A 20,932-nucleotide genomic window follows, 5' to 3' on the forward strand; every position below is an offset into this window, starting at 1 on the left:
CTGCTTTAATGGTTTTTTCAGGCCCGCATTTCACTGATGCCGACCTGTTGCAAAGCCGCGGCCAGGCTTTCGATCTGCCGCTGCTCGGTATCTTTGAGTTGTTGCAATTGCTGACCAAGACTCGGTGCGCCAAACACGCCGCGCAGGCCTTGGGAAGCATCTCCCGCCCTGATTGACTGATTACCAAAGGTGTTCAGCGAATCCCCCTCGCTACTCGTGTCCTGATTGAACAGGCTTGACAGCGTGCTGCTGCCGAAGACCCCGCCATCGCCCCCGCCAAAGCCCAGGAAGCCTTGGCCTGAGCCATCGCCACCGTTTTCACTGCTGAATACCTGCGCAATAAAGCTTGGCGCCAGCGCCCCGTGGTTCATGAAAATGTCGCCCAGAGGCCGAATGCCGTTGCCGATCACCCGTTGTTCAAACAGCGGGGTAAAGGTCAGCGGCGAGCCGATATCGCCAGTGGGCGGGGTGAAGACGATTGGCTGCAATGGCACGTTAGGCTGAGCGGGCACGGTGACAGGTGGCAGGACCACAAACGCCGGCACGGTGTTGATCGTGTAGTTGTTGGAGACCGCGACGCTGGCGCCGATGTTGCCCGCCAAATCCGTCACATTGCTGGTGTCCAGCGCAATGAAGTTGCTCGGGTCGGTGATGTTCGCGGCAGGCGTGAAGTTCCCGGTCCAGGTCTTGCCGCCGTCGCTGCTGGCCAGGTTGGTCAGTTCGCCGTTGGTGACGCTCAGGTCCGACAAATCGAAGTCGCTGACCGCCTCACTGAACGTGAAGGTCACCAGCGTCGTCTGGCCAATGCCCAGGTTCGGGTTGGCAACCACGATGGTGACGGTCGGGCGAGTCGCATCGAGCGCGTAGTTGTTGGAAATGGCGATGCTGGCGCCGGCATTGCCCGCCGCGTCGAGCACATTGCCGGTGTCGAGCAGGATCAGGTTGGTCGCATCGTTAAGGCTCGCGGTCGGAGTGAGCGTGGCCGTCCAGGTCACACCGCCGTTGCTGCTGACCAGGTTGGACAACACGCCATTGGCCACGCTGAGGTCCGACAGGTCGAAACCGGACACCGCTTCGCTGAAGGTAATGGTCACCGTGGTGGTTTCACCAATGCCCAGCTTATTGTCCGCGACCACAATGGTTGCGGTCGGGCGAGCGGTATCGATCGCGTAGTTGTTGGAATCGGTCACGCCGACGCCGCTGTTGCCCGACGCGTTGATCACTCCGCTGTTGTCCAGGCTGATCAGGTTAGTGGTGTCCGTCACGCTGGCTGCAGGTGTGAAAGTCGCGGTCCAGGTCACACCGCCATCGCTGGACGAAACGTTGCTGAGCGCGCCGTTGGCAACGGTCAGGTCGGCGTTGGTGAAACCGCTGACCGCTTCACTGAAGGTGATCGTCACCAGCGAAGTTTCACCGACCTTGAGGGCGTTGTCGGCGACCACGATGCTGGCGGTCGGCACCTGGGTTTCCACCACATAGTTAGCCGAGTTGGTGGTGCCGGCGCCGGTATTGCCGGCCACATCAGTCACACCGGTATTGACCAGGGTGATGATGTTGCTGGCGTCGGTAATCCCGATAGTCGGAGTAAAGGTCCCGGTCCAGGTGATGCCACCGTCGCTGCTACTGACTGCACTCAAGGTGCCATTGGCGATGCTCAGGTCACTGTTGTCGAAACCTGTCACCGCCTCGCTGAAGGTGATGGTCACCAACGCAGTTTCGCCCGGTTTCAGGGTCGTATCGCTCAGCACGATGGTGGCGGTCGGACGTTGGCTGTCGATGGCGTAGTTATTGGAATCGGTGGTACCGGCGCCCGTGTTGCCGGCCCCATCGATCACTCCGGTGTTGTCCAGGGTAATCAGGTTGGTCGAGTCGGTGACGCTCGCCGTCGGCGTCAGGGTTGCGGTATAGGTGATGTTATCGCTGGTGCTCAGATTGCTCAGGGTACCGTTGCTCACCGTCAGGTCGGCCGTGGTGAATCCGGTCACCGCCTCGGAGAACGTGATGGTCACCACCGATGTTTGACCCACCGCCAGCGCCGCGTCCGCGACCACGATGGTGGCCGTCGGGCGCACGGTGTCGATGGCGTAGTTGTTGGAATCGATGGTGCCGCTACCGGCGTTGCCCGAGCCGTTTTGTACACCGCTGTTATCCAGGGTGATGACGTTACTGGTATCGGAGATGGCATTGGTCGGCGTAAAGGTTGCGGTCCAGGTGATGCCACCATCACCGCTGCTCACCGAGGTCAACGTACCGTTGGCGATGGTCAGGTCGGCATTGCTGAAACCGCTGACCGCTTCACTGAAGGTAATGGTCACCAGCGACGTTTCACCGATGCTCAACGCATTGTCGGCCACAACGATGGTGGAGGTCGGCAGCACCGTATCGATGGTGTAGTTGCCGGAGTTGGTGGTGCCGCTGCCGGTGTTGCCGGCCACATCGGCCACACCGGTATTGGACAGGGTAATGACGTTGCTCGAGTCATTCACGCCGACGGTGGGGGTGAAGGTCGCGGTCCAGGTGACGCCGCCGTCACTGCTGCTCACCGCGGTCAAGGTGCCGTTGGCGATGCTTAGGTCGGCGTTGGTGAAACCGCTGACCGCTTCACTGAAGGTGATCGTCACCAGCGAGGTTTCGCCGGCACTCAGGGTAGGGTCGGTCAGGACGATGGTCGCGGTGGGTCGGACCGTGTCGATCGCGTAGTTGTTGGAATCGGTGGTGCCGCTGCCGGCGTTGCCTGACAGATCGGCCACGCCGGTGTTGTCCAGGGTGATCAGGTTGGTCGTGTCGTTGATGCTCGCAAAAGGCGTGAACGTGGCGGTCCAGGTGATGCCGCCATCGCTGCTGCTCACCGCGGTCAACGTGCCGTTGGCAATGGTCAGGTCGGCGTTGGTGAAACCGCTGACCGCTTCACTGAAGGTAATGGTCACCAGCGACGTTTCACCGATTCTCAGCGCCGTGTCCGACACCACGATGGTGGCCGTTGCCCGCACGGTGTCGATGGCGTAGTTGTTGGAATCGGTGGTGCCGATGCCCACGTTACCGGTGCCGACAGCCTGCACACCGGTGTTGTCCAGGGTGATCAGGTTGGTTGCGTCGGTAATGCTGGTGGTTGGCGTGAACGTTGCCGTCCAGGTAATGCCGCCATCACTGCTACTCACCGCGGTCAAGGTGCCGTTGGCAATGGTCAGGTCGGCGTTGGTGAAACCGCTGACCGCTTCACTGAAGGTAATGGTCACCAGCGACGTTTCACCGATTCTCAGCGCATTGTCGGCCACTACGATCGTCGCGGTCGGCAGAGTGGTGTCGATAGCGTAGTTGTTGGAATCGGTGGTACCGCTACCGGCATTGCCGGACAGATCGCTGACCCCGGTGTTGTTCAGGGTGATCAGGTTGGTCGTATCGGTGATGCTGGCCGTTGGCGTGAACGTGGCCGTCCAGGTGATGCCGCCGTCACTGCTGCTGACCGCGCTCAACGTGCCGTTGGCGATGGTCAGGTCGGCATTGGTGAAACCGCTCACCGCTTCGCTGAACGTGATGGTCACCAGCGAGGTTTCGCCGGCGCTCAGGGTAGCGTCGGCCACAACGATGGTCGCGGTGGGTCGGACCGTGTCGATGGCGTAGTTGTTGGAATCAGTGGTACCGCTGCCGGCATTGCCCGACAGATCTGCCACGCCGGTGTTGTTCAGGGTGATCAGGTTGGTCGTATCGTTGATGCTCGCGGAAGGCGTGAACGTGGCGGTCCAGGTGATGCCGCCGTCGCCGCTGCTCACCGAGGTCAACGTGCCATTGGTAATGGTCAGGTCGGCGTTGGTGAAACCGCTGACCGCTTCACTGAAGGTGATCGTGACCAGAGAGGTTTCTCCAATTCTCAGCGCCGTGTCCGCGACCACGATGGTGGCCGTCGGGCGCACGGTATCGATGGCGTAGTTGTTGGAGTCGGTAGTGCCGCTGCCCACGTTACCGGTGGCGGCAGCCTGCACGCCGGTGTTGTCCAGGGTGATCAGGTTGGTCGTATCGGTAATGCTGGCGGTCGGGGTGAAAGTCGCCGTCCAGGTGATGCCGCCGTCACTGCTGCTCACCGCGGTCAACGTGCCGTTGGCAATGGTCAGGTCGGCGTTGGTGAAACCGCTCACGGCTTGGTTGAAGGTAATGGTCACCAGTGACGTTTCACCGATTCTCAACGCAGTGTCCGCCACCACAATCGTCGCGGTCGGCGGGGCGGTGTCGATGGCGTAGTTGCCCGAGGAACTGATCCCGCTGCCGGTGTTGCCCGCCAGATCCGCCACGCCGGTGTTGGCCAGGCTGATGACATTGGTCGCGCTGATGATGCCGGCTGTCGGGGTAAACGTGGCAGTCCAGGTAATGCCGCCGTCACTGCTGCTCACCGCGGTCAACGTACCGTTGGCGATGCTCAGGTCAGCGTTGGTGAAACCGGTCACTGCCTCGGAGAAGGTGATGGTCACCAGCGAGGTTTCGCCCGCGGTCAGCGCCGTATCGGCCAGCACAATCGTGGCGGTCGGGCGCAGCGTGTCGATGGCGTAGTTGTTGGAATCGGTGGTGCCGCTGCCGGCGTTACCCCCCAGATCAGCCACGCCAGTGTTGTCCAGGGTAATCAGGTTGGTGGTGTCGTTGATGCTCGCGGAAGGCGTGAAGGTCGCCGTCCAGGTGATGCCGCCGTTGCTGCTGCTCACCGCAGTCAACGTGCCATTGGTGATGGTCAGATCCGCGTTGGTGAAACCGCTCACCGCTTCGGAGAACGTGATCGTCACCAGCGACGTTTCGCCGATTCTCAGCGCCGTGTCCGCGACCACGATGGTGGCCGTTGGGCGCACGGTGTCGATGGCGTAATTGTTGGAGTCGGTAGTGCCGCTGCCGGCGTTACCCGCTAGATCGGCCACGCCGGTGTTGTCCAGGGTGATCAGGTTGGTCGTGTCGTTAATGCTTGCGGTCGGGGTGAAGGTCGCGGTCCAGGTGATACCGCCGTCGCTGCTGCTCACCGCGGTCAACGTGCCGTTGGTAATCGTCAGGTCCGCATTGGTGAAACCGCTGACCGCTTCACTGAAGGTGATCGTGACCAGAGAGGTTTCGCCGATTCTCAGCGCCGTGTCCGCGACCACGATGGTGGCCGTTGGGCGCACGGTATCGATGGCATAGTTGTTGGAATCAGTGGTGCCGCTGCCAGCGTTGCCCGCCAGGTCGCTGACCCCGGTGTTGTTCAGGGTGATCAGGTTGGTCGTGTCATTGATGCTCGCGTTCGGGGTGAACGTGGCGGTCCAGGTGATGCCGCCGTCGCTGCTGCTCACCGAGGTCAACGTGCCATTGGTAATGGTCAGGTCGGCGTTGGTGAAACCGCTCACTGCTTCGGAGAAGGTGATCGTTACCAGAGAGGTTTCGCCGATTCTCAGCGCGGTGTCCGTCACCACGATGGTTGCCGTTGGCCGCACGGTATCGATGGCGTAGTTGTTCGAGTCGGTGGTGCCACTGCCGGCGTTACCTGCCAGGTCGCTGACCCCAGTGTTGTCCAGGGTAATCAGGTTGGTCGCATCGGTGATGCTGGCGGTCGGGGTGAAGGTCCCCGTCCAGGTGATGCCGCCATCGCTGCTGCTCACGGCAGTCAACGTGCCGTTGACAATCGTCAGGTCGGCGTTGGTGAGACCGGTGACCGCTTCGTTGAAGGTGATGGTCACCAGCGAGGTTTCGCCGGCCCTGAGGGCCGTGTCGGTGAACACAATGCTGGCGGTTGGCCGCGCCGTATCGACGACATAGTTATTGGAGTTGGTCGTACCGACGCCGGCAGTGCCCAGACCGTTGATCACCCCGGTGTTGTCCAGGGTAATGACGTTGGTGGTATCGGAAAGACTGGCGGTCGGCGTGAACGTTGCTGTCCAGGTGATGCCGCCATCGCCGCTGCTCACTGCCGTCAACGTACCGTTGGCGATGGTCAGATCCGCATTGGTGAGACCGGTCACAGCCTCGGAGAATGTGATCGTCACCAAGGACGTTTCGCCGATGCTCAGTGTGGTATCAGCGACCACAATGGTCGCGGTCGGCGGCGGCGAATACGCGGTGTTGAGTACACCGCCATCGTTATAGATTGTCGCGGCGGAGGTCGGCGAGGTGCCGGTTGCCCCCCCGCCCTGCGCAGTGCCACCGGCACCACTGGCCGCGGCATTACCGGCCAGGGCGGCGAAGTTGGCTGCCGTGATCAACAATGTGCCTTTGTTCCAGATCGCACCGACGCCCCGGCCGCCCTCGCCGCCATTGCTGGCATTGCTGCCCTGGCCGCCGCCACCGCCACCGCCGCCACCGGCGCCGATGTTGTTGCTGATGGTCGACGTGCCGACGATGGTGATGGTGCCGCTGCTGGCGTTGTAAATGCCGCCCACCGCATTGCCGCCGACGCCCCCCACCTTGTCCCAACCGGCCCCGCCGCCGCCACCGCCAATGGAAATCGTGCCATTGGTGGCCGTCGCACCGTTACCGCCGTTGCTGTAATAGGAAACGCCCACCCCGCCCGCCCCGCCAGTGGTGGTACCGCCGCGACCGCCCATGTGGGTCGCGTCATAACCGCCGCCATAACCACCGGCGCCGCCGCCGCCCGCACCACCACCCAACGTGCCGGTACCCGGCCCTGCCGAACCGCCATGCCCGCCGCCCTGGCCGCCCAAACCGCCGCCGCCGCCACCGCCACCGCCGTAAAAAGCGCCGGTGACACCGCCGCCGCCACCGCCACCGGAAGCGCCGTTGGAAGTCACGGTAACGTTGTTCAGGGTCAGAATCCCTGCGTTGAAAATCCCCCCGGCCATCGCGCCCGAGGCACCGTAGCCACCGTTGCCGCCCGTGCCCGACACCAGGCCACGGGTGATCACCAGGCCATCGAGTGTCACGATGCTGCCGGACGCCACCTCAATCACTCGGGTCCTGTACTGACCATCGAGAATCACGTCAGCCGCGCCGTCGTTGTTCAAGTCGCCATCAACGGTGATGTTCTTGTTGATCAGCAGTTCGGACGTCAGCTGCACCGTCATGCTGCTGTTAAAGGTGACGATATCGCCGTTCTGCGCCGAGGCGATGGCCGCACGCAGTGAGCCGACGCCCGTGTTGGCGTTGTTGGTGGCGGTCCAGGTGGCCAGCCCCCACTGATACTCGCTCATGGCCGTGGTCGAGAGGACGTTGGCGCTTTCGATGTTGCCGGTGGCAATTTCCAGATTCCAGTCGCCACCGATCCCGGTGCGATTACTGGAAGCCGCCACATCGCGGCCGGTCAATTGAGCCAGCGAGTCGACAAAACTCAAGCCACGCTCACCTTCGGCGGTGTAGCAGCCGTAGATCAAGATGTCGCCGCCGACGTTCATGTCCTTGCCGATATCCGTCAGCACTGCGCTGCGGGCCGCGACGTTGTCAGCCGACAGATAACTATCGCCCAGCCACAGATCGCCCGCGTTGCCGTGGGCAATGATCTGCACTGAGCTGATGCCCTGATGGGTGTCCAGATAGTCGGCAATTTGCTGCAAGCCATCTTTGCTGGCATCCAGTTGAATCACCTGAGTACCGGGCGCGACACCCTGAAGCAGGCTGGCGGCGTCCTTGACCCGCGAATCGACGAACACCACGCTCTGCCCCGGCACCGCAGCGGGGGCCGGTGCTGGCGTGGCATCGGCCTGGCCGTGGGTGTCTTTGCTGGCGACCGGCTGGTCGGCCGTCGGCGCCTTGACCGCCTCGGCGGTGGCATGGCTGTCAGCCTGGGCAGTGTCGGCAACCGTGGCGGCCACCGCGCCATCGAACAGCATGCGTGGCTCCAGGGACATGATCATTGGCGAGGCCAGCGCTCGTGCGCCTTCGGTAACCCGCGACTTGCCTTTGCTCCACCACATGCTGCTCACCCGGACTCGAACTTTCTGAGGCATCAATGAAAACGCCGCGATCAACTGATAGCGGCGTCGGCTTTCATACGAATGACATTGGCGGCGCTGGCTGAGCCATCGAGCCAAAAGGACAACTCGGCGTACTGCTTGAACAAGTCCGGCGGCAGGATCGTTCGCCTGGATTGCAGTTGGACCTTGGCCTTCACCTTATGCAGCCCCGAGAGGCCGAGGGCCTGATCGAATTCCGGTGCGTCGTAGGCCAAATGATCGAAATCATGTTCGAACCAGGGTTCGCCGATGAAGTCGTAGACCAGCCGCATCACCCGCTCCGGCGCCTGGCTCAGCAGGTCGTAATCGATGATCAGCAACGAGTCGGCGTGTTCGCCGTAATAGGCTTCCTTGAGGGCGGCCCAGGAAAACCCCACCAGCCGATTACGCTGGGCAAGGGTTTCGCAGCGGCTATAGACCGTGTTGCGCTCGACCGCATCGCCGAACAGCTTGGTGTTTTCGAAGGGGTTGGCGCGGTACAGGCGCTCGATACTGTCCATGACCCAGGCGACATTGCGCACGCAGGCAATGATCTTGGCTTGAGGGAACAGATCGCTGATTGCCGGCAGGCGCGAACTCCACAGGCGGTTCGTGTCGAACACCACCGGTTTGTCGGCCTTGTCGGCGTAGAAAGAATCGAACAAGCCGCGCAATAGACGGCGACGCAGGTCGGTATCGATTACCGCACCGAATTCACTGCCGGCACTGCATTGTTCCAGAACACCGGAAAAGAGCGCACCCACGGGGCTGGTCATGCCGGCATGAAAGCGCGGGTTCTGCAAAAGAATGGCAGAAAGCAGGGTCGAGCCTGAGCGCGGCAAGCCGGAAATAAAGTGAAAGTGCTGCATCCATTCACCCGCCAAAAGTCCTTTTGTATGACGAGCGTAGACCATGAATGGTGTTGCGACTAGTGGTGCTTTGATATCAAATCGGAGCTAAATCGACTGGAGAAGACGATTGATATAGCGACCTGAAAGATGAATCGTTTAAGCCTTGAAACCCGGGGTTACTTCAGCACGTACAAGCGCGCCTCGGCGCCTCCCGCGTGGGTTTCGCTGACGCTTTGCCAGCCTGCGGGCAAGGGCGCGAACTCGTCCGGTCCATCGACGCTACCGACCAGCCATACCCGACCATTGCCTTCAGGTAAGCCGCCTAGGCTATCCAGGTAAACATCATTGGTCACCAACGTGCCAAAACCGTAAGCGTTCGGCCGGCTCGACCTGCCATCAGCCAACGGCGGCGTGTACAGCAACGGTTTGGCGTCTGTCCGGTTGTAATAGACATAACTCAGGTACCAGAGCATGTCGCTGGTGACGATTCGGTCGCCGGGGGTGAAGTGCTGATTCACGTAGTTGACCATGACGCTGATCTGATCGTCGGTATCCACCGTGGCATTGTTTTTCAGGCCCACCAATTCGATACCGACAAACAGCATCAGCATGGCCAGCGCCAATACCTTGGAGCCCGCGTACAAGCGATCGATTGCCAGCGCCACCAGCATCGGCAAGCCCAGGGCATAAGCGGTCAGGTAACGCTCGATAAACACCGGCGATATGAACGACACCACAAACACCAGCAACACCGGGAGAACGGTGTAGATCACCGCCAGCGCACTGCCACGGAAAACACTGCGATCCCGCGCCAACGCCACGCCCGCCAGGGCCAGCAGCGCCAGTGGCAGTGCGATAAAAACCAGCGTGGGCAGATTCTCGCCATCGTCCTGGATCAGGAACGACCAGATCATCGACAGCAAAGAGCCGAACGTGACGGGTGTCTCCCATCCCACATCGCCATTGGCCTTGAGCTGATCCATGTGCTGGATCAGATCGAACAGATTGGACAGCCACGGCAGGTACAACGCCACAATCGCCACATTGGCCAGCCACCAGCCAGAGCGCTGAATGTGCCGCAATCGATACCCTGATTGCACGCGGATCAGTCCCAGATACAGCCAGTGGCAGAGCACGCACAGCGCCGTGAAGTAATGGGTGTAGAACGCCGCACTCATCAGCAGGGTATACATCACCAGATAGCGCGTGCGTTGCGGCCGTTTTATCCAGCACACCAGGGCGATCGTCGCACCGATCAGCCACAGCCCCAGCAGCGAATACATCCGCACTTCCTGGCTGTAACGCACCGCCGTGGGTAGCAGCGCCAGCAGAACCCCGGCCATCAATGCGGCGCGGCGGGTAGCGAGCAGGTCCACCAGCCAGACGCCAAGTCCCACCGTGGCAATTCCCGGCAGTGCACTCAGGCTGCGAATTGAAAAAATGCCGTCTCCGAACAGGCCGATCCAGCCGTGCAGCAGCATGAAATACAGGGGTGGATGCACATCATGAGCCGCATGTTCCCAGATCCCGGCCAAGGAATACTGGCTCAGCAACAGGCTAGACCCTTCGTCGCCCCAGATCGCTGCCGCCGTCAGGTGGTAAAAACGCACCAGCGCGGCCAATACCAGGATCGACAATAGCCAATGTTCCCGCGCCCATCGAAGCAAGCGACGGGCAGTAGCCCACGAGCCCGGCATCGCATGCGGGTCCTGGGTATCGCCCAGCGGTGTTTCTCTGCGCGCCTCCATTACCTCCCCTTGCAACGGCCAACTGAAAACCGAAGCTTCACGAGCACTGTAGGACAGGCGCGAGCCCGACGTCGATGCTGGCCTTGCGACGGACGACGTCCGGCAATCATTCCGATCAGCGTCTACGCTTTGGCGTGGCGTGACCCAGCCACGGAGATGAAAGGAGTCGGCTGATCAGCGCGAACTGCCCGGATAACCGGGCCTGCAACGTGACGTATCAGACACTAACCTGAGGGATGAGGAATCATGGAAGTATTCATCGGCACTATCCAGCCTTTCGCCTTTAACTTCGCGCCCAATGGCTGGGCCCTATGCAACGGCCAGACGCTGAGCATCGCGCAATACAACACGGTTTTCGCACTGCTGGGAGTCAATTTCGGAGGCAATGGCACCACCAGTTTCATGCTGCCCAACCTGCAAGGTCGCATGCCGGTCGCCATGGGCAACGGCCTGGGCCTGACCCCACGCGTCATCGGCGAAGTCTCCGGGACCGAGAACGTCACCGCGACCATTACTAACCTGCCCAACCACACCCACGCCTTGTCCGGGCTCACGGCCACCACCACCCTGCAACTGGCCAGCCCGGCGAGCAACCCGGTCACCAACCCGACCGCGACCAACTCGTACATCGGCGCCTCGGGAGGCGGGCCGGGCTCGGCGAGTATTTACTCCGATCAACAAGGTGCTGCGGCCGTACCGCTCAAGGGCGTGGCCACTACGGTAATGGGGGAAATCTCGTCTGCCGGCAACGGCTTGCCCATGGAGGTGATGAACCCGTTCCTGGTGCTCAACTTCAGCATCGCCCTGAACGGTCTTTTCCCTTCGCGTAACTGAGGGTTTGGCCGGGGGTTCAAATCCCCCGGCCACTTTTGCTGATGGAGTGATGCCATGCTGCAACAGGTTCAAAGCCAGCACTTTCAGGCACTGCTGGGCAAGACGGGAACGCTGCGGCTGCCCGATGGCAGTGAATTGCCGATCCATATCGACACGCTTGCAGAAACGCCCCGCTCACAGATGCCAAACAGCGAGCGCATGCCGTTCAGCGTCGAGCTCAACAGCCTGCAACCCACTGATTTTGTCGATGGGTTGTGTGCGCTGGAGTTGCCGGAGCTGGGCCGGGTGGAAGACATTTTCGTATCGCGGGTGCCGGCCATGGGGCGGGATCCGCAACTGGGGTACTTCTACATCGCCTTCAACTGAAGAGCGACACTGATCGCTTTATGTAGGAGCTGCCGCAGGCTGCGATCTTTTGATCTTGCTCTTTTAAGATCAAAAGATCGCAGCCTGCGGCAGCTCCTACACAGGATTGTGGTGTGTTCAACCCTGTGGGTACCACACCAACCGCTCTGCCGCCGGGTTGCGCTCTTCAACCTGAAACCCCAGCGCCAGGTAATGCTGGCGCGCATGGGGATTGTTGGCCCAAACCACGGTCGCCACTGGGCAGCGGATTTGTTGCGCGGCTTTCTGCACGCCTTGCAGCACCGTCCGACCGTAACCCTTGCCTCGAGCCTGTGGGATAAACGCCAGGTACAGCACGCGAATTTCATTGGGGCCGAAATCGGTGGTCAGCGCGCCAATGGCCGTGTCGAGTTTCTCGATCACGTAATGCATGGCATTGGGGAAGTTCTCCCCCAACCCTTGTTCCTGCACTTTGAACTGCTGGGCAATCACCTGTTCAACCACCTCCTGCTCACCGTCGATCCATTGCAGATCCGGCCGCGCCGCTTGGTAAAGGCTATGCAGAAAAGGTCCATCGCTGGTCCGCGAAGGCCTGACCACCAAGCCGTCCGCTGCCACTGAATCGGTTTTCGCCATCGCTGTTCTCCCTTAGCTATTCACCTTAGAAGCCGCTTTCCCTGACCCCCAACGCCGCCAAGCGCCGCCAGGCAACGCCCAGCAACGACTCGCCACTGCCCTGCAACACCACAATGCCGCGCAAGGGTTGCACCGGTGTCGGCGTATTTTCGAGGATGCTCAATCGCGCGCCGTACTGCGCTTGTACCGGCTCAGCGCGCTGATGCTGATCGCGCCGCACGGCAATCGGCCCGTGGTGATCGGAAGTCAGCGCTTCCTGATCGACATAAGCCACTCCATTGGTATCGATTTCACTCAATTGCACTTTGATCGCCGGGTGCATCGGATCATCGGCGATGAAACGCCCGTTGGCACCCGGGGCGACACGCCAGAGTTCGGCTTCGGCCAGATAACCGCGCAACCGCGCGCCGTCTTCGACCACCCGCGCCAAAGGATCTTTGGTCGAAAGCCAGCGGCCGACCGTTAACTGCGGCAACAGATCGCGCACCTTGCCGCCGTGGGGCGTGCGCAGCAGCAGACGTTCACGCTGGGCAGCCAGGCCCCGATATTCAGCCACGGCTTCGGCCAAGCGCTGTTCGACGATACCGGCATCGGCGGCGGTTTCGCTGCGGCCGGCCTGACGGCGCATCTGCAACTGCTGAATCTGGATTTCTCGACGGACGATGGCCTGGCGTGAGTCCAGATCCGGTGATTCCAGCTCGATCAGCACCTCACCTTGAGCGACGATCTGGCCGTCGTGCACATTCACCGTTTTGACCCGCGCCGCCACCGGCGCGTGCAGGGCACTGGCGCGTCCGGCCTCAAGCATCGTCGGCAACTCCACCGCGCTGCGCCATGGCAGCGCCAGCAGCAACAACAGCCCAAGCAACGCCAGACCGCTGAGCAGTACCCGAGGCGCATACGCCTGTTCGCGACGGCTCCACCATTGCCGCCACTCGCTCAGGATCGGCAGAAAGATGAACCACACCAGCTCCACCAGCATCAGGAAAATCCCCAACACCTTGAAGAACAGGTGATAGACCGCCAACGCGATCCCGAAAAACAACGCCGCGCGCCACAGCCAAGCGCCATACCCCCAGATCAACAAACGCCGCTGCATCTTTGGCGACCACGGCTCCGGCGCCGGCGCAGCGTAACCAAACAAAAACTCGCGCAGCCGCCAGCGGCACAAGGCAAAGGCCCGCCCTTGAAGGTTGTCTACTTCCCAGAAATCACTGAGCAAGAAGTAGCCATCGAAACGCATGAAAGGATTGAGGTTGATCACCAGCGTGGTGATCCAGGTCGCACTGGCGAGCATGAACGCCGCCGTGCGCCCGGGGCCGTCAGGCAGCAGTGACCAGGCGAGCAGCGCGATACACGCCAATACCAGTTCCGCCAGAACCCCGCCGGCACCGATCAGCAACCGCGCACGGCGATCATTGACGCGCCAGGCGTCGCTGACGTCCGTGTAAAACATCGGCAGCAGCACCATGAACGCCACGCCCATGCTCTGCACCCGACAACCGGCGCGCTTGGCCATGAAGGCGTGGCCGAACTCGTGGCAAAGCTTGGCGAAAAACAGCGCCACACCAAACGCCAGCGCACCGCCGAGGCTGAACAGGTGCGGAAAGGTCGCGATAAACCGCTGCCAGTCCCGTGAGACCAGAAACACCCCGAGCCCCAGCGTCGCGGGCAATCCATAGCGCAATGCACGCGGGCCGAAACGCTCCAGCCACGGCCAGGCCCGATTGAGAAAGGCGTCCGGGCGCCACAGCGGAATCCGGAAAAACAGATATTGATGCAGCAGGATTTGCCACAGGCTCTGGCGCTGAGCCGCGGCCTTCAGGCTGTAACTGGCGCGCTGCGACGGGTCGAGGGCGCTGATCAGGTCGTGGCCGCGCAAAAACTCCAGCAATTGCTCAAGCGCCACACCATCCAGCGGCAACCCCGGCTCGCGGTTGGCAGCACGCAGCACTTGCTCCGGATCGCCCAGGGACCAATGGCGCAGCAGGCGCATCGCCGCCGCACCGAGTTTGAAATACCGCCCACGCACCGGGTCGGCCAAAGTCCAGCGCGGCGACCCGTCGAGGGCCGGGGCCGCCGTCGACAATTGCAGATCTGCCCGCAGGCTTGGCAGGCTCATCTAAAGGCCCACGCTCTGACGTAACCCGGCCAGCGGTCGACGCAACAGGTACAACGCCAGCGGCGCACGGTCGCCGAAGACTTTCGCAGTGCCCCGCAAACCAATGCGTGGCGGTGCGGCGTCGAACGTCGCATCCAGTCGATAAGCCAGTTGCCCGGCAGCGGTGGGCTGCGCTTCGTAGGCCGAACGTTCGAGTTTGGCCAAGTGCCGCTGCAGTGGATCGCTGTCGAGAAACAGCGCGACTTGCGCCCCCGGTTCCAGGGCAATCGCATCGCCCACGGCCAATTCGATGCGCAACTCGGCCTGGTTCGGGTCGGCGATTTCCATCAGCCGCTCGCCGGTCTGCACCGGTTTGCCGGTCCAGCGTTCGGCGTCGGCGAACACCGCGATGCCGTCCCGCTCGGCGCGTACTTCGCTGCGTTTGAGCAGTTCACGGGCGTAATCCCGTTCGGCGCGCTTCTGCTCCACTCGCGCCGCCAGCAGATCGATTTTCGAACTGGATTCGGCATCGGCGAAGGAGCGTTGGGAATTGGCCTTGAGTTCCGCTTCGGCAACGCCCAGGGCGCGCTCGGCCACATCGGCCTGAGCCTTGAGCGTAGTGCTTTCGAAGCGCAGCAGCAGGTCGCCGGTTTTCACTGCCTGGTTGGGTTTGACCAGGAATTCGGCGATCACCCCGTCCAGCGGCGCCGCGACCACCCGACCGCCCAACGGAACGACTTCGGCCGGGGCCAGCACCGATTGGCGCACCGGGATCAGCAACCCGAGCAATAACACGGCAACCAGCGCCACCTGACGCTTGCGCGTCCAGCGCAGTCGCCAGGGTTTGCGCGGTTGCTGCGCGAGCCAGGCATGGCTGTAGGTGTCACCCAGTTGCGACAGCAGCACTTGTTCGGAAGGGTTCCACGGCACATCCCGCGCCAGCCACAGACCGCCGAACACCTCGCCCTGATGATCGATCAGTGGCAGCCAGAACACCTGAGCGGCTGACAGACTTTGCCAATCGGCCAGAATCGATTCACTAAGAAGATCGGGCGCGATCACCCGCGCCTGTTTCAACACCTCAAGCTTGAACAGTTGCGCGACTGCTTGCTCGACAAACGCCACGAACGGCGCATTCGGTTCCACGGCACTGACACCGGTGACCGCCTGCACCTTGCCGGCGATCAACAGTGCGGCATGGCGGAAACCGAACAGCGCCTGACCGTCATTCACCAGGCTGTAAGCCAGTTGTAGAGGCGTGCGCGCGGCGCGGGTCTGGCGTTCGAGGTCGAGAAACCTTGCGAACACCTGCTCGGCGCCGCCGGTCACCGGTGCGTTCATTTGAACTCCGCGAAATGCGCCGTTCCGCTCATGCCGGCCAACAGACCGTTGGCGTTGGGCAGCGCCGCCACCAGCAGCAAGGTCTGGCTGCCTTCGTCGATCCGCGCACCGAGGCGTTTGACCGTGGCATCCAGCGGCTGACCGGTTTCATCGGGGACAAAACTGAACGTCTGGCCGGGCTTGAGTTTGCCCATCCAGCGCGACGGCACCAACAAGTGAATTTCCAGGGTGCGGTTGTCGACCACGTCCAGCAATGGCGCGCCGGCGGCAACGCTTTCGTAGCGCTTGACCTTGCGCTCGACGACCTGACCATCGAACGGCGCCACCACATTGCAGCGTTTGACCTGAACCTGATAGACCTGAGACTGCGCCTGAATCTCGCTGACCTTGGCCTCGGCCCGTGCCACTTCAAAGCGCCCGACCGAATTCAACGCCGCCAGTTGTTTGTTGTGCGCCAGCTCTTCGCCAGCACCACGGCTGGCGGCCTGAGCCGCGTTGAGCTGAGCCTGATAAGCCGAACAGTCAAACCGCGCCAGGGTGTCACCCTTCTTGAACGACTCGCCCTCACTGAACGGCAACTCGACAATCCGCCCCGACAACTCACTGGCGAGCACCGCCTGATCCCGGGCCCGCAGCACGCCACGGGCTTCACTGCTGGCCGACGCATTACCGCCGACCGCGCTGTTTTCCAGCAACGGATCGTCTGGCGCAGGTGTTTGCGCCTGTACTACGCACGTTACAAAGGTCAATCCAATAACCAAAATACGAACACGCCGCATAACCGTAACTCCCTGACGGATTAGCGGAGTCTATGACAGCGGGGGTGAGCGTCAAGCCGGATGGCCATCATTGGTTGAAAGAGCGGACTCGCTGATCAGAGCTGCGCCGTCTCTGCCACCGGATACACCGACTCCCATCCCCCACCCAACGCCTTGTACAAACCAACCATCGCCAACGACACCCCGGTCGAACTCTCGACCCACTGCTGTTGGGTCGCCAGCAATTCGCTCTGCACGGTGAGGACGTTGACGAAATCCACCACCCCTTCGACGTACTGCTGTTGCGCGGTGCGCAGGGCGATCTGGTTCTGGCGCACAGCTTCGGCGAGGCTGTCGCGGCGCAGTTGGCTGGCGTTGTAGGCGGTGAGTTGATCGTCGATTTCATGCCAGGCCCGCAGCACGGTTTGCTGGTAGGCCAGCGCCGCTTCCTGTTGCTGGGCTTCGCGAAGATGCAACATGCCGCGCAGGCGACCGCCGTCGAACAGCGGCAGGCTGAACTGCGGACCGATGCCGAACGAGCGCGAGCTCCAGGAACCGAAATCGCTCAACTGCATGGCTTGCGAACCGATATTGCCCGACAGGGTGATCCGTGGATAAAAGTCGCCCTTGGCCACGCCGATGCTGGCGGTAGCGGCGTGCAGACGGGCTTCGGCCTGACGTATGTCCGGGCGGCGCTCGGCCAATTGCGACGGCAAGCCTATGGCGACTTGACGCGGGGTTTGCGGCACCGGGGCGTCTGTGGATAACTCAGCGGACAGCGCTTGCGGCGGTTCGCCCATCAACAGGCTCAGGGCGTTGATCAGTTGCGACTGACGCTGCTCCAGCGCCGGCAAACGTGACTCGATGGCCGCGACTTGCGCAGCGGCTTCGGCAACGTCCAGATCCGTCGCCACACCGTCGGCCAGGCGCAGTTGCGAGAGTTTCAAACTGTGCCGGGCGACGTCGAGGTTCTGCTCGGTGACGGCCCTCGTCCTTTGCACACCGCGCAGTTGAATGTAGTCCTGAGCGGTTTCGGCAAGCACCGACAGCAGCACGCCGCGACGATCGTTTTCCGCCACTTCCAGAGTGGCATCGGCGGCTTCGGTTTCGCGACGCACACGGCCCCAGAAATCCAGTTCCCAGAAGGCGGAAAAGCCTGCGTCCCACAGGTTGAACGCCGAGTCGCCGTTATTGCCCGACGGATCGTTCAGGCCTTCACCGCTGTTGCGTTTGCGCCCGTAGCTGCCGGTGGCGGCCGTGTTGGGATAGCGGTTGGCGGTGATCACCTGGCGCGCGGCACGGCTTTGCTGCAAGCGGCTGCTGGCGAGTTTCAGGTCAAGGTTGTCGGTCAGGGCGCGTTGGGTCAGGGCGGATAGTTTTGGGTCGTGGAATACTTCCCACCAGCGTTCGTTCATTTCACTGGGAATGATCTGACTGGCGGCGGCTTTAGTTGGTTTGGACCATTCGGCCACTTGTTGCGGCTGAGGTTTCTGGAAGTCCGGGCCGACGGTGCAAGCCGAAAGGCTCATGACCAGCAAGGCATAAAGGGGAATGCAAGGCCACTGGCCTCTTCGCGAGCAAGCCCGCTCCCACACTGGATCTCCTTTTGAGCATAAAGCTTGGGCACCCAGCAGATCGAATGTGGGAGCGGGCTTGCTCGCGAAGACGTCAGCCCTATCAACAAAAATCTTCATCGTTGCGCAACCTCATGCTCGCTGGCGCTTGCTGTATCAATCCTCGCCTCCACCGACATCCCCACCCGCAACCGCTCGGCCAATGGCTGCCCCGGATCGAGGATGATTTTCACCGGAATCCGTTGCACAACCTTGGTGAAGTTGCCGGTGGCGTTATCCGGCTTGACCGAGGCGAAGGTCACGCCAGTGGCCGGTGCGATGCTCTCGACACGCCCGCGCAGGGCTTCGCCGCCGAGGCTGTCGACGTGCACTTGCACGCTCTGCCCCGGCTGTACGTCAGTCAGTTGGGTTTCCTGAAAGTTGGCGACCACATAGGCCCGCGCCAACGGCACCACGGCCAGAATCTTGCTGCCCGGTGTGACATAAGCGCCGACCCGCACCGCGCGCTCGCCGACCATCCCGTCCTGGGGCGCAACGATGCGCGTATAGGACAGCTCATAGCTGGCGATTTCCAGCGCTGCTTGCGCTCGCTTCAGTCCACCTTCAGCCGCATCACGCTGGGCGGTCAGGATCTCTACCTGCTTGCGTTCAGCCGCCAGCACCGCCGTGGCATTGGCCAAGCGAGCGGAGGCCTGATCGATACGCGTGCGCGCTTGCTGAGCATTCTGCACCGTGCCGGCTCCCACCCCGGCGAGGTGGTTGTAGCGGTTCAGTTCATGCTCGGCGAAGGCCATTTCTGCCTTCGCCGAAACCACCGTGGCCTGGGCCTGAGCAATCACCGATGTCTGGCGCTCGAGGGTTGAACGAGCGTTCTGCAGTTGCGCCCTGGCCACCAGGGTTTGCGCGTCGGCAGCCTCAGCGGCAGCGCGCAGATCGCGGTCGTCGATCAACGCCAGTAGCTGTCCGGCCTTGACCTGCTGATTGTCTTCCACCAGCACGTCCTTGATGAACCCCGCCACGCGCGGTGCCACCAGGGTGAAGTCCGCCGAGACGAAGGCATCGTTGGTGTTCTGCTGCGTACGCTTGCCGAACAAGCCCGGCGCCAGCAGGTAAACAAACACGCCGAGCGCCATCACTGCGGCAACGCCGACAGCAACTTTTTGCTTTGATTGAATCGTCATAAAAACCTTCTGTTTCAGTGAAGCATTCAAGTTGGCGCGCGCGGTGGATAGATCCGCGTCGGCAGCCAGAAAATCAACAGGATCAGCGCCACGGCGACGCCGGCCATGCACAGATAAAGATCGGAGGACATCAGCACCACGGCCTGTTGATGCAGTCGGTGAGCGAGACCAGCGCTAGTGCCGTCAACCAGAGGCGAATTACCAAGGTTGTCCACCAGCATGGTTGAGTGGAAATGCAGCCTTGCAGTGGTCAGTGCGTCGATCACCCCGGTAGCAATCACCGCCGCCAGACCTTTCACGGTATTGAACCAGGCCGAGGCGTACGGCCCTTCCATCGGAGTGATGCTGCCGGTGGAAAGCATCAACAGCGGCAGCACGGCCATGGGCTGACCGAAAATCTGCAGCCATTGCAGGACATAGAAGTCGTCGCGAATCCACGCCGGCGTCAGGTGCGAACCACCGAGGCAAGACAGCGCCAGCATGCTCAGGCCGATCCCCAGCACCCAGCGGCAATCGACCCAACGCAGGTTGCACAGCGCCGCCACCAACGGCAGCGCGATCAACTGTGGCAGCGCCGCCAGCAGCATGATCGGCGCGGTCTGCACCGGGCGATAACCCTGGACCTGAGCCAGGTAACTGGAGGGAATGAGGACCACCGCGAGCAACACCACCAGCACGCCGGCCAGGGTCAACAGCGCGAATGACAGGTTGCGGATACCGAGCATCTGCAACTTGAAGAAGGGAATCGGTTGCGACCACTCATTGAGCAGAAACAGCACCAGCAACAGCAGCCCGCCGCCGAGCAGTCCGCAAATCAGGCTCGACTCGAACCAGTCCAGCCGATTGCCTTGCAGAATGCCGATTACCAACATGCAGATCGCCGGAAACCCCAGCAACAAGCCACGCCAGTTGAATTGTTTGAAGCGCTCCAGCCGCAGCGGATCCTGAGGCAAACCGTAAGCCACCGCCGCCATGGCAATCAGGCACGGCACGACGATTTGCCAGAAGGTCCATTGCCAGCCGACGTACTCGGTCCACAACCCGGCCAGCGGCGTGCCGAGACCGGGGCCGAAGGTCGCCGTCAGGGCATAACCGGCCAGGCCATAGAGTTTCACGTTGGCCGGCAGGAACCGCAGGGCAACGGTCATCAGCATCGGCGGCAGCGCGCCGCCGGCCAGTCCTTGCAAGGTGCGCATGACCAGCAGGCTTTCGTAATTCGGGGCGAACGGGCACAACACACCCAACAGAGTGAACGCACTGATCGCGTACAGGGTGAAGCGCCGCAACGAAAACGTCACCGAACACCAAGGGGCAAATGCCATGGCGGCCACCGAGGTCGCGGTGTAACTGGCGACCAGCCAGGTACCTTCGTCGTAACCGATGGCCAACGCGCCGCGGATATCGGCCAGGGCGACCTTGGTCACCATCTCGTTCAGGCCCGACACCAGCACCGCCAGCAACACGCCCACCAGGCCGATGATGATTCGCGGGCCGAAGACCGGAGGCGTGACGGCGGTCGCTGGTTTGGCCGCAGCGAAAGGCGCCGTGACCGTGAGGGAAGTCATGTACTACAAGCTCCGGAAGGGGAATACCGAAGCATTTTAGGGAGGGTGGAAGCTTACGAAAATTGACTTATTGGCAGCTTATAAGTGCGCCATACGCAATCGTTAA

At 61.9% G+C, this 20,932-nt stretch carries 12 protein-coding genes; 2 read left to right on the forward strand and 10 right to left on the reverse strand.

What is annotated here, in order from left to right; translation table 11 throughout:
* Positions 1-17: 17 nt before the first annotated feature.
* The 3 genes from F6R97_RS13610 to F6R97_RS13620 all read right to left on the reverse strand — a co-directional run bounded on the left by F6R97_RS13610 (position 18) and on the right by F6R97_RS13620 (position 10,491).
* Positions 18-7,874 (reverse strand): Ig-like domain-containing protein, encoded by a 7,857-nt coding sequence (locus F6R97_RS13610; RefSeq protein WP_315866690.1) that lies wholly within the window; start codon positions 7,872-7,874, stop codon positions 18-20.
* A gap of 50 nt (positions 7,875-7,924) precedes the next feature.
* Positions 7,925-8,761, reverse strand: a complete 837-nt coding sequence (locus F6R97_RS13615) for a sulfotransferase family protein (RefSeq protein WP_038978410.1) — start codon at positions 8,759-8,761, stop codon at positions 7,925-7,927.
* 158 nt (positions 8,762-8,919) lie between these two features.
* Positions 8,920-10,491, reverse strand: coding sequence for a glycosyltransferase family 39 protein (locus F6R97_RS13620; RefSeq protein WP_315866675.1), 1,572 nt, complete (start codon positions 10,489-10,491; stop codon positions 8,920-8,922).
* Between the two features lie 246 nt (positions 10,492-10,737).
* Here F6R97_RS13620 and F6R97_RS13625 point away from each other — a divergent pair, with 246 nt between their 5' ends.
* Both F6R97_RS13625 and F6R97_RS13630 read left to right on the forward strand, forming a co-directional pair.
* Positions 10,738-11,325 (forward strand): phage tail protein, encoded by a 588-nt coding sequence (locus F6R97_RS13625; protein ID WP_315866676.1) that lies wholly within the window; start codon positions 10,738-10,740, stop codon positions 11,323-11,325.
* Between the two features lie 54 nt (positions 11,326-11,379).
* Positions 11,380-11,691, forward strand: a complete 312-nt coding sequence (locus tag F6R97_RS13630) for a DUF6916 family protein (protein ID WP_315866677.1) — start codon at positions 11,380-11,382, stop codon at positions 11,689-11,691.
* Positions 11,692-11,808: 117 nt separating this feature from the next.
* On the opposite strand, the gene F6R97_RS13635 is transcribed toward F6R97_RS13630, so the two are convergent.
* From F6R97_RS13635 to F6R97_RS13665, 7 genes are all read right to left on the reverse strand, one after another.
* Positions 11,809-12,306, reverse strand: coding sequence for a GNAT family N-acetyltransferase (locus F6R97_RS13635; protein WP_315866678.1), 498 nt, complete (start codon positions 12,304-12,306; stop codon positions 11,809-11,811).
* A gap of 25 nt (positions 12,307-12,331) precedes the next feature.
* A complete protein-coding gene (locus F6R97_RS13640; protein WP_315866679.1) occupies positions 12,332-14,428 on the reverse strand; it encodes a biotin/lipoyl-binding protein in 2,097 nt (698 codons plus the stop codon).
* On the reverse strand, positions 14,429-15,748 hold the full coding sequence (locus F6R97_RS13645; RefSeq protein ID WP_315866680.1) for an efflux RND transporter periplasmic adaptor subunit: 1,320 nt from the start codon (positions 15,746-15,748) through the stop codon (positions 14,429-14,431).
* Complete coding sequence (locus F6R97_RS13650) at positions 15,745-16,527, reverse strand: efflux RND transporter periplasmic adaptor subunit (protein ID WP_050682096.1); 783 nt, start codon at positions 16,525-16,527, stop codon at positions 15,745-15,747. Before F6R97_RS13650 ends, F6R97_RS13645 begins: the two co-directional genes overlap by 4 nt.
* Positions 16,528-16,622: 95 nt before the next feature.
* Positions 16,623-18,200 (reverse strand): efflux transporter outer membrane subunit, encoded by a 1,578-nt coding sequence (locus F6R97_RS13655; RefSeq protein WP_315866681.1) that lies wholly within the window; start codon positions 18,198-18,200, stop codon positions 16,623-16,625.
* Positions 18,197-19,261, reverse strand: coding sequence for an HlyD family secretion protein (locus F6R97_RS13660; protein WP_048395967.1), 1,065 nt, complete (start codon positions 19,259-19,261; stop codon positions 18,197-18,199). Before F6R97_RS13660 ends, F6R97_RS13655 begins: the two co-directional genes overlap by 4 nt.
* A gap of 26 nt (positions 19,262-19,287) precedes the next feature.
* Positions 19,288-20,826 (reverse strand): MFS transporter, encoded by a 1,539-nt coding sequence (locus F6R97_RS13665; RefSeq protein ID WP_315866682.1) that lies wholly within the window; start codon positions 20,824-20,826, stop codon positions 19,288-19,290.
* Between the last annotated feature and the right edge of the window lie 106 nt (positions 20,827-20,932).

The sequence above is a fragment of the Pseudomonas sp. JV414 genome (assembly GCF_032424305.1).
GTDB lineage: Bacteria > Pseudomonadota > Gammaproteobacteria > Pseudomonadales > Pseudomonadaceae > Aquipseudomonas > Aquipseudomonas lini.

Coding starts and splice junctions, on each gene's coding strand:
- F6R97_RS13610 (WP_315866690.1), bottom strand. CDS start 7,874: ATGTGGTGGAGCAAAGGCAAGTCGCGGGTTACCGAAGGCGCACGAGCG.
- F6R97_RS13615 (WP_038978410.1), bottom strand. CDS start 8,761: ATGCAGCACTTTCACTTTATTTCCGGCTTGCCGCGCTCAGGCTCGACC.
- F6R97_RS13620 (WP_315866675.1), bottom strand. CDS start 10,491: ATGGAGGCGCGCAGAGAAACACCGCTGGGCGATACCCAGGACCCGCAT.
- F6R97_RS13625 (WP_315866676.1), top strand. CDS start 10,738: ATGGAAGTATTCATCGGCACTATCCAGCCTTTCGCCTTTAACTTCGCG.
- F6R97_RS13630 (WP_315866677.1), top strand. CDS start 11,380: ATGCTGCAACAGGTTCAAAGCCAGCACTTTCAGGCACTGCTGGGCAAG.
- F6R97_RS13635 (WP_315866678.1), bottom strand. CDS start 12,306: ATGGCGAAAACCGATTCAGTGGCAGCGGACGGCTTGGTGGTCAGGCCT.
- F6R97_RS13640 (WP_315866679.1), bottom strand. CDS start 14,428: ATGAGCCTGCCAAGCCTGCGGGCAGATCTGCAATTGTCGACGGCGGCC.
- F6R97_RS13645 (WP_315866680.1), bottom strand. CDS start 15,748: ATGAACGCACCGGTGACCGGCGGCGCCGAGCAGGTGTTCGCAAGGTTT.
- F6R97_RS13650 (WP_050682096.1), bottom strand. CDS start 16,527: ATGCGGCGTGTTCGTATTTTGGTTATTGGATTGACCTTTGTAACGTGC.
- F6R97_RS13655 (WP_315866681.1), bottom strand. CDS start 18,200: ATGAAGATTTTTGTTGATAGGGCTGACGTCTTCGCGAGCAAGCCCGCT.
- F6R97_RS13660 (WP_048395967.1), bottom strand. CDS start 19,261: ATGACGATTCAATCAAAGCAAAAAGTTGCTGTCGGCGTTGCCGCAGTG.
- F6R97_RS13665 (WP_315866682.1), bottom strand. CDS start 20,826: ATGACTTCCCTCACGGTCACGGCGCCTTTCGCTGCGGCCAAACCAGCG.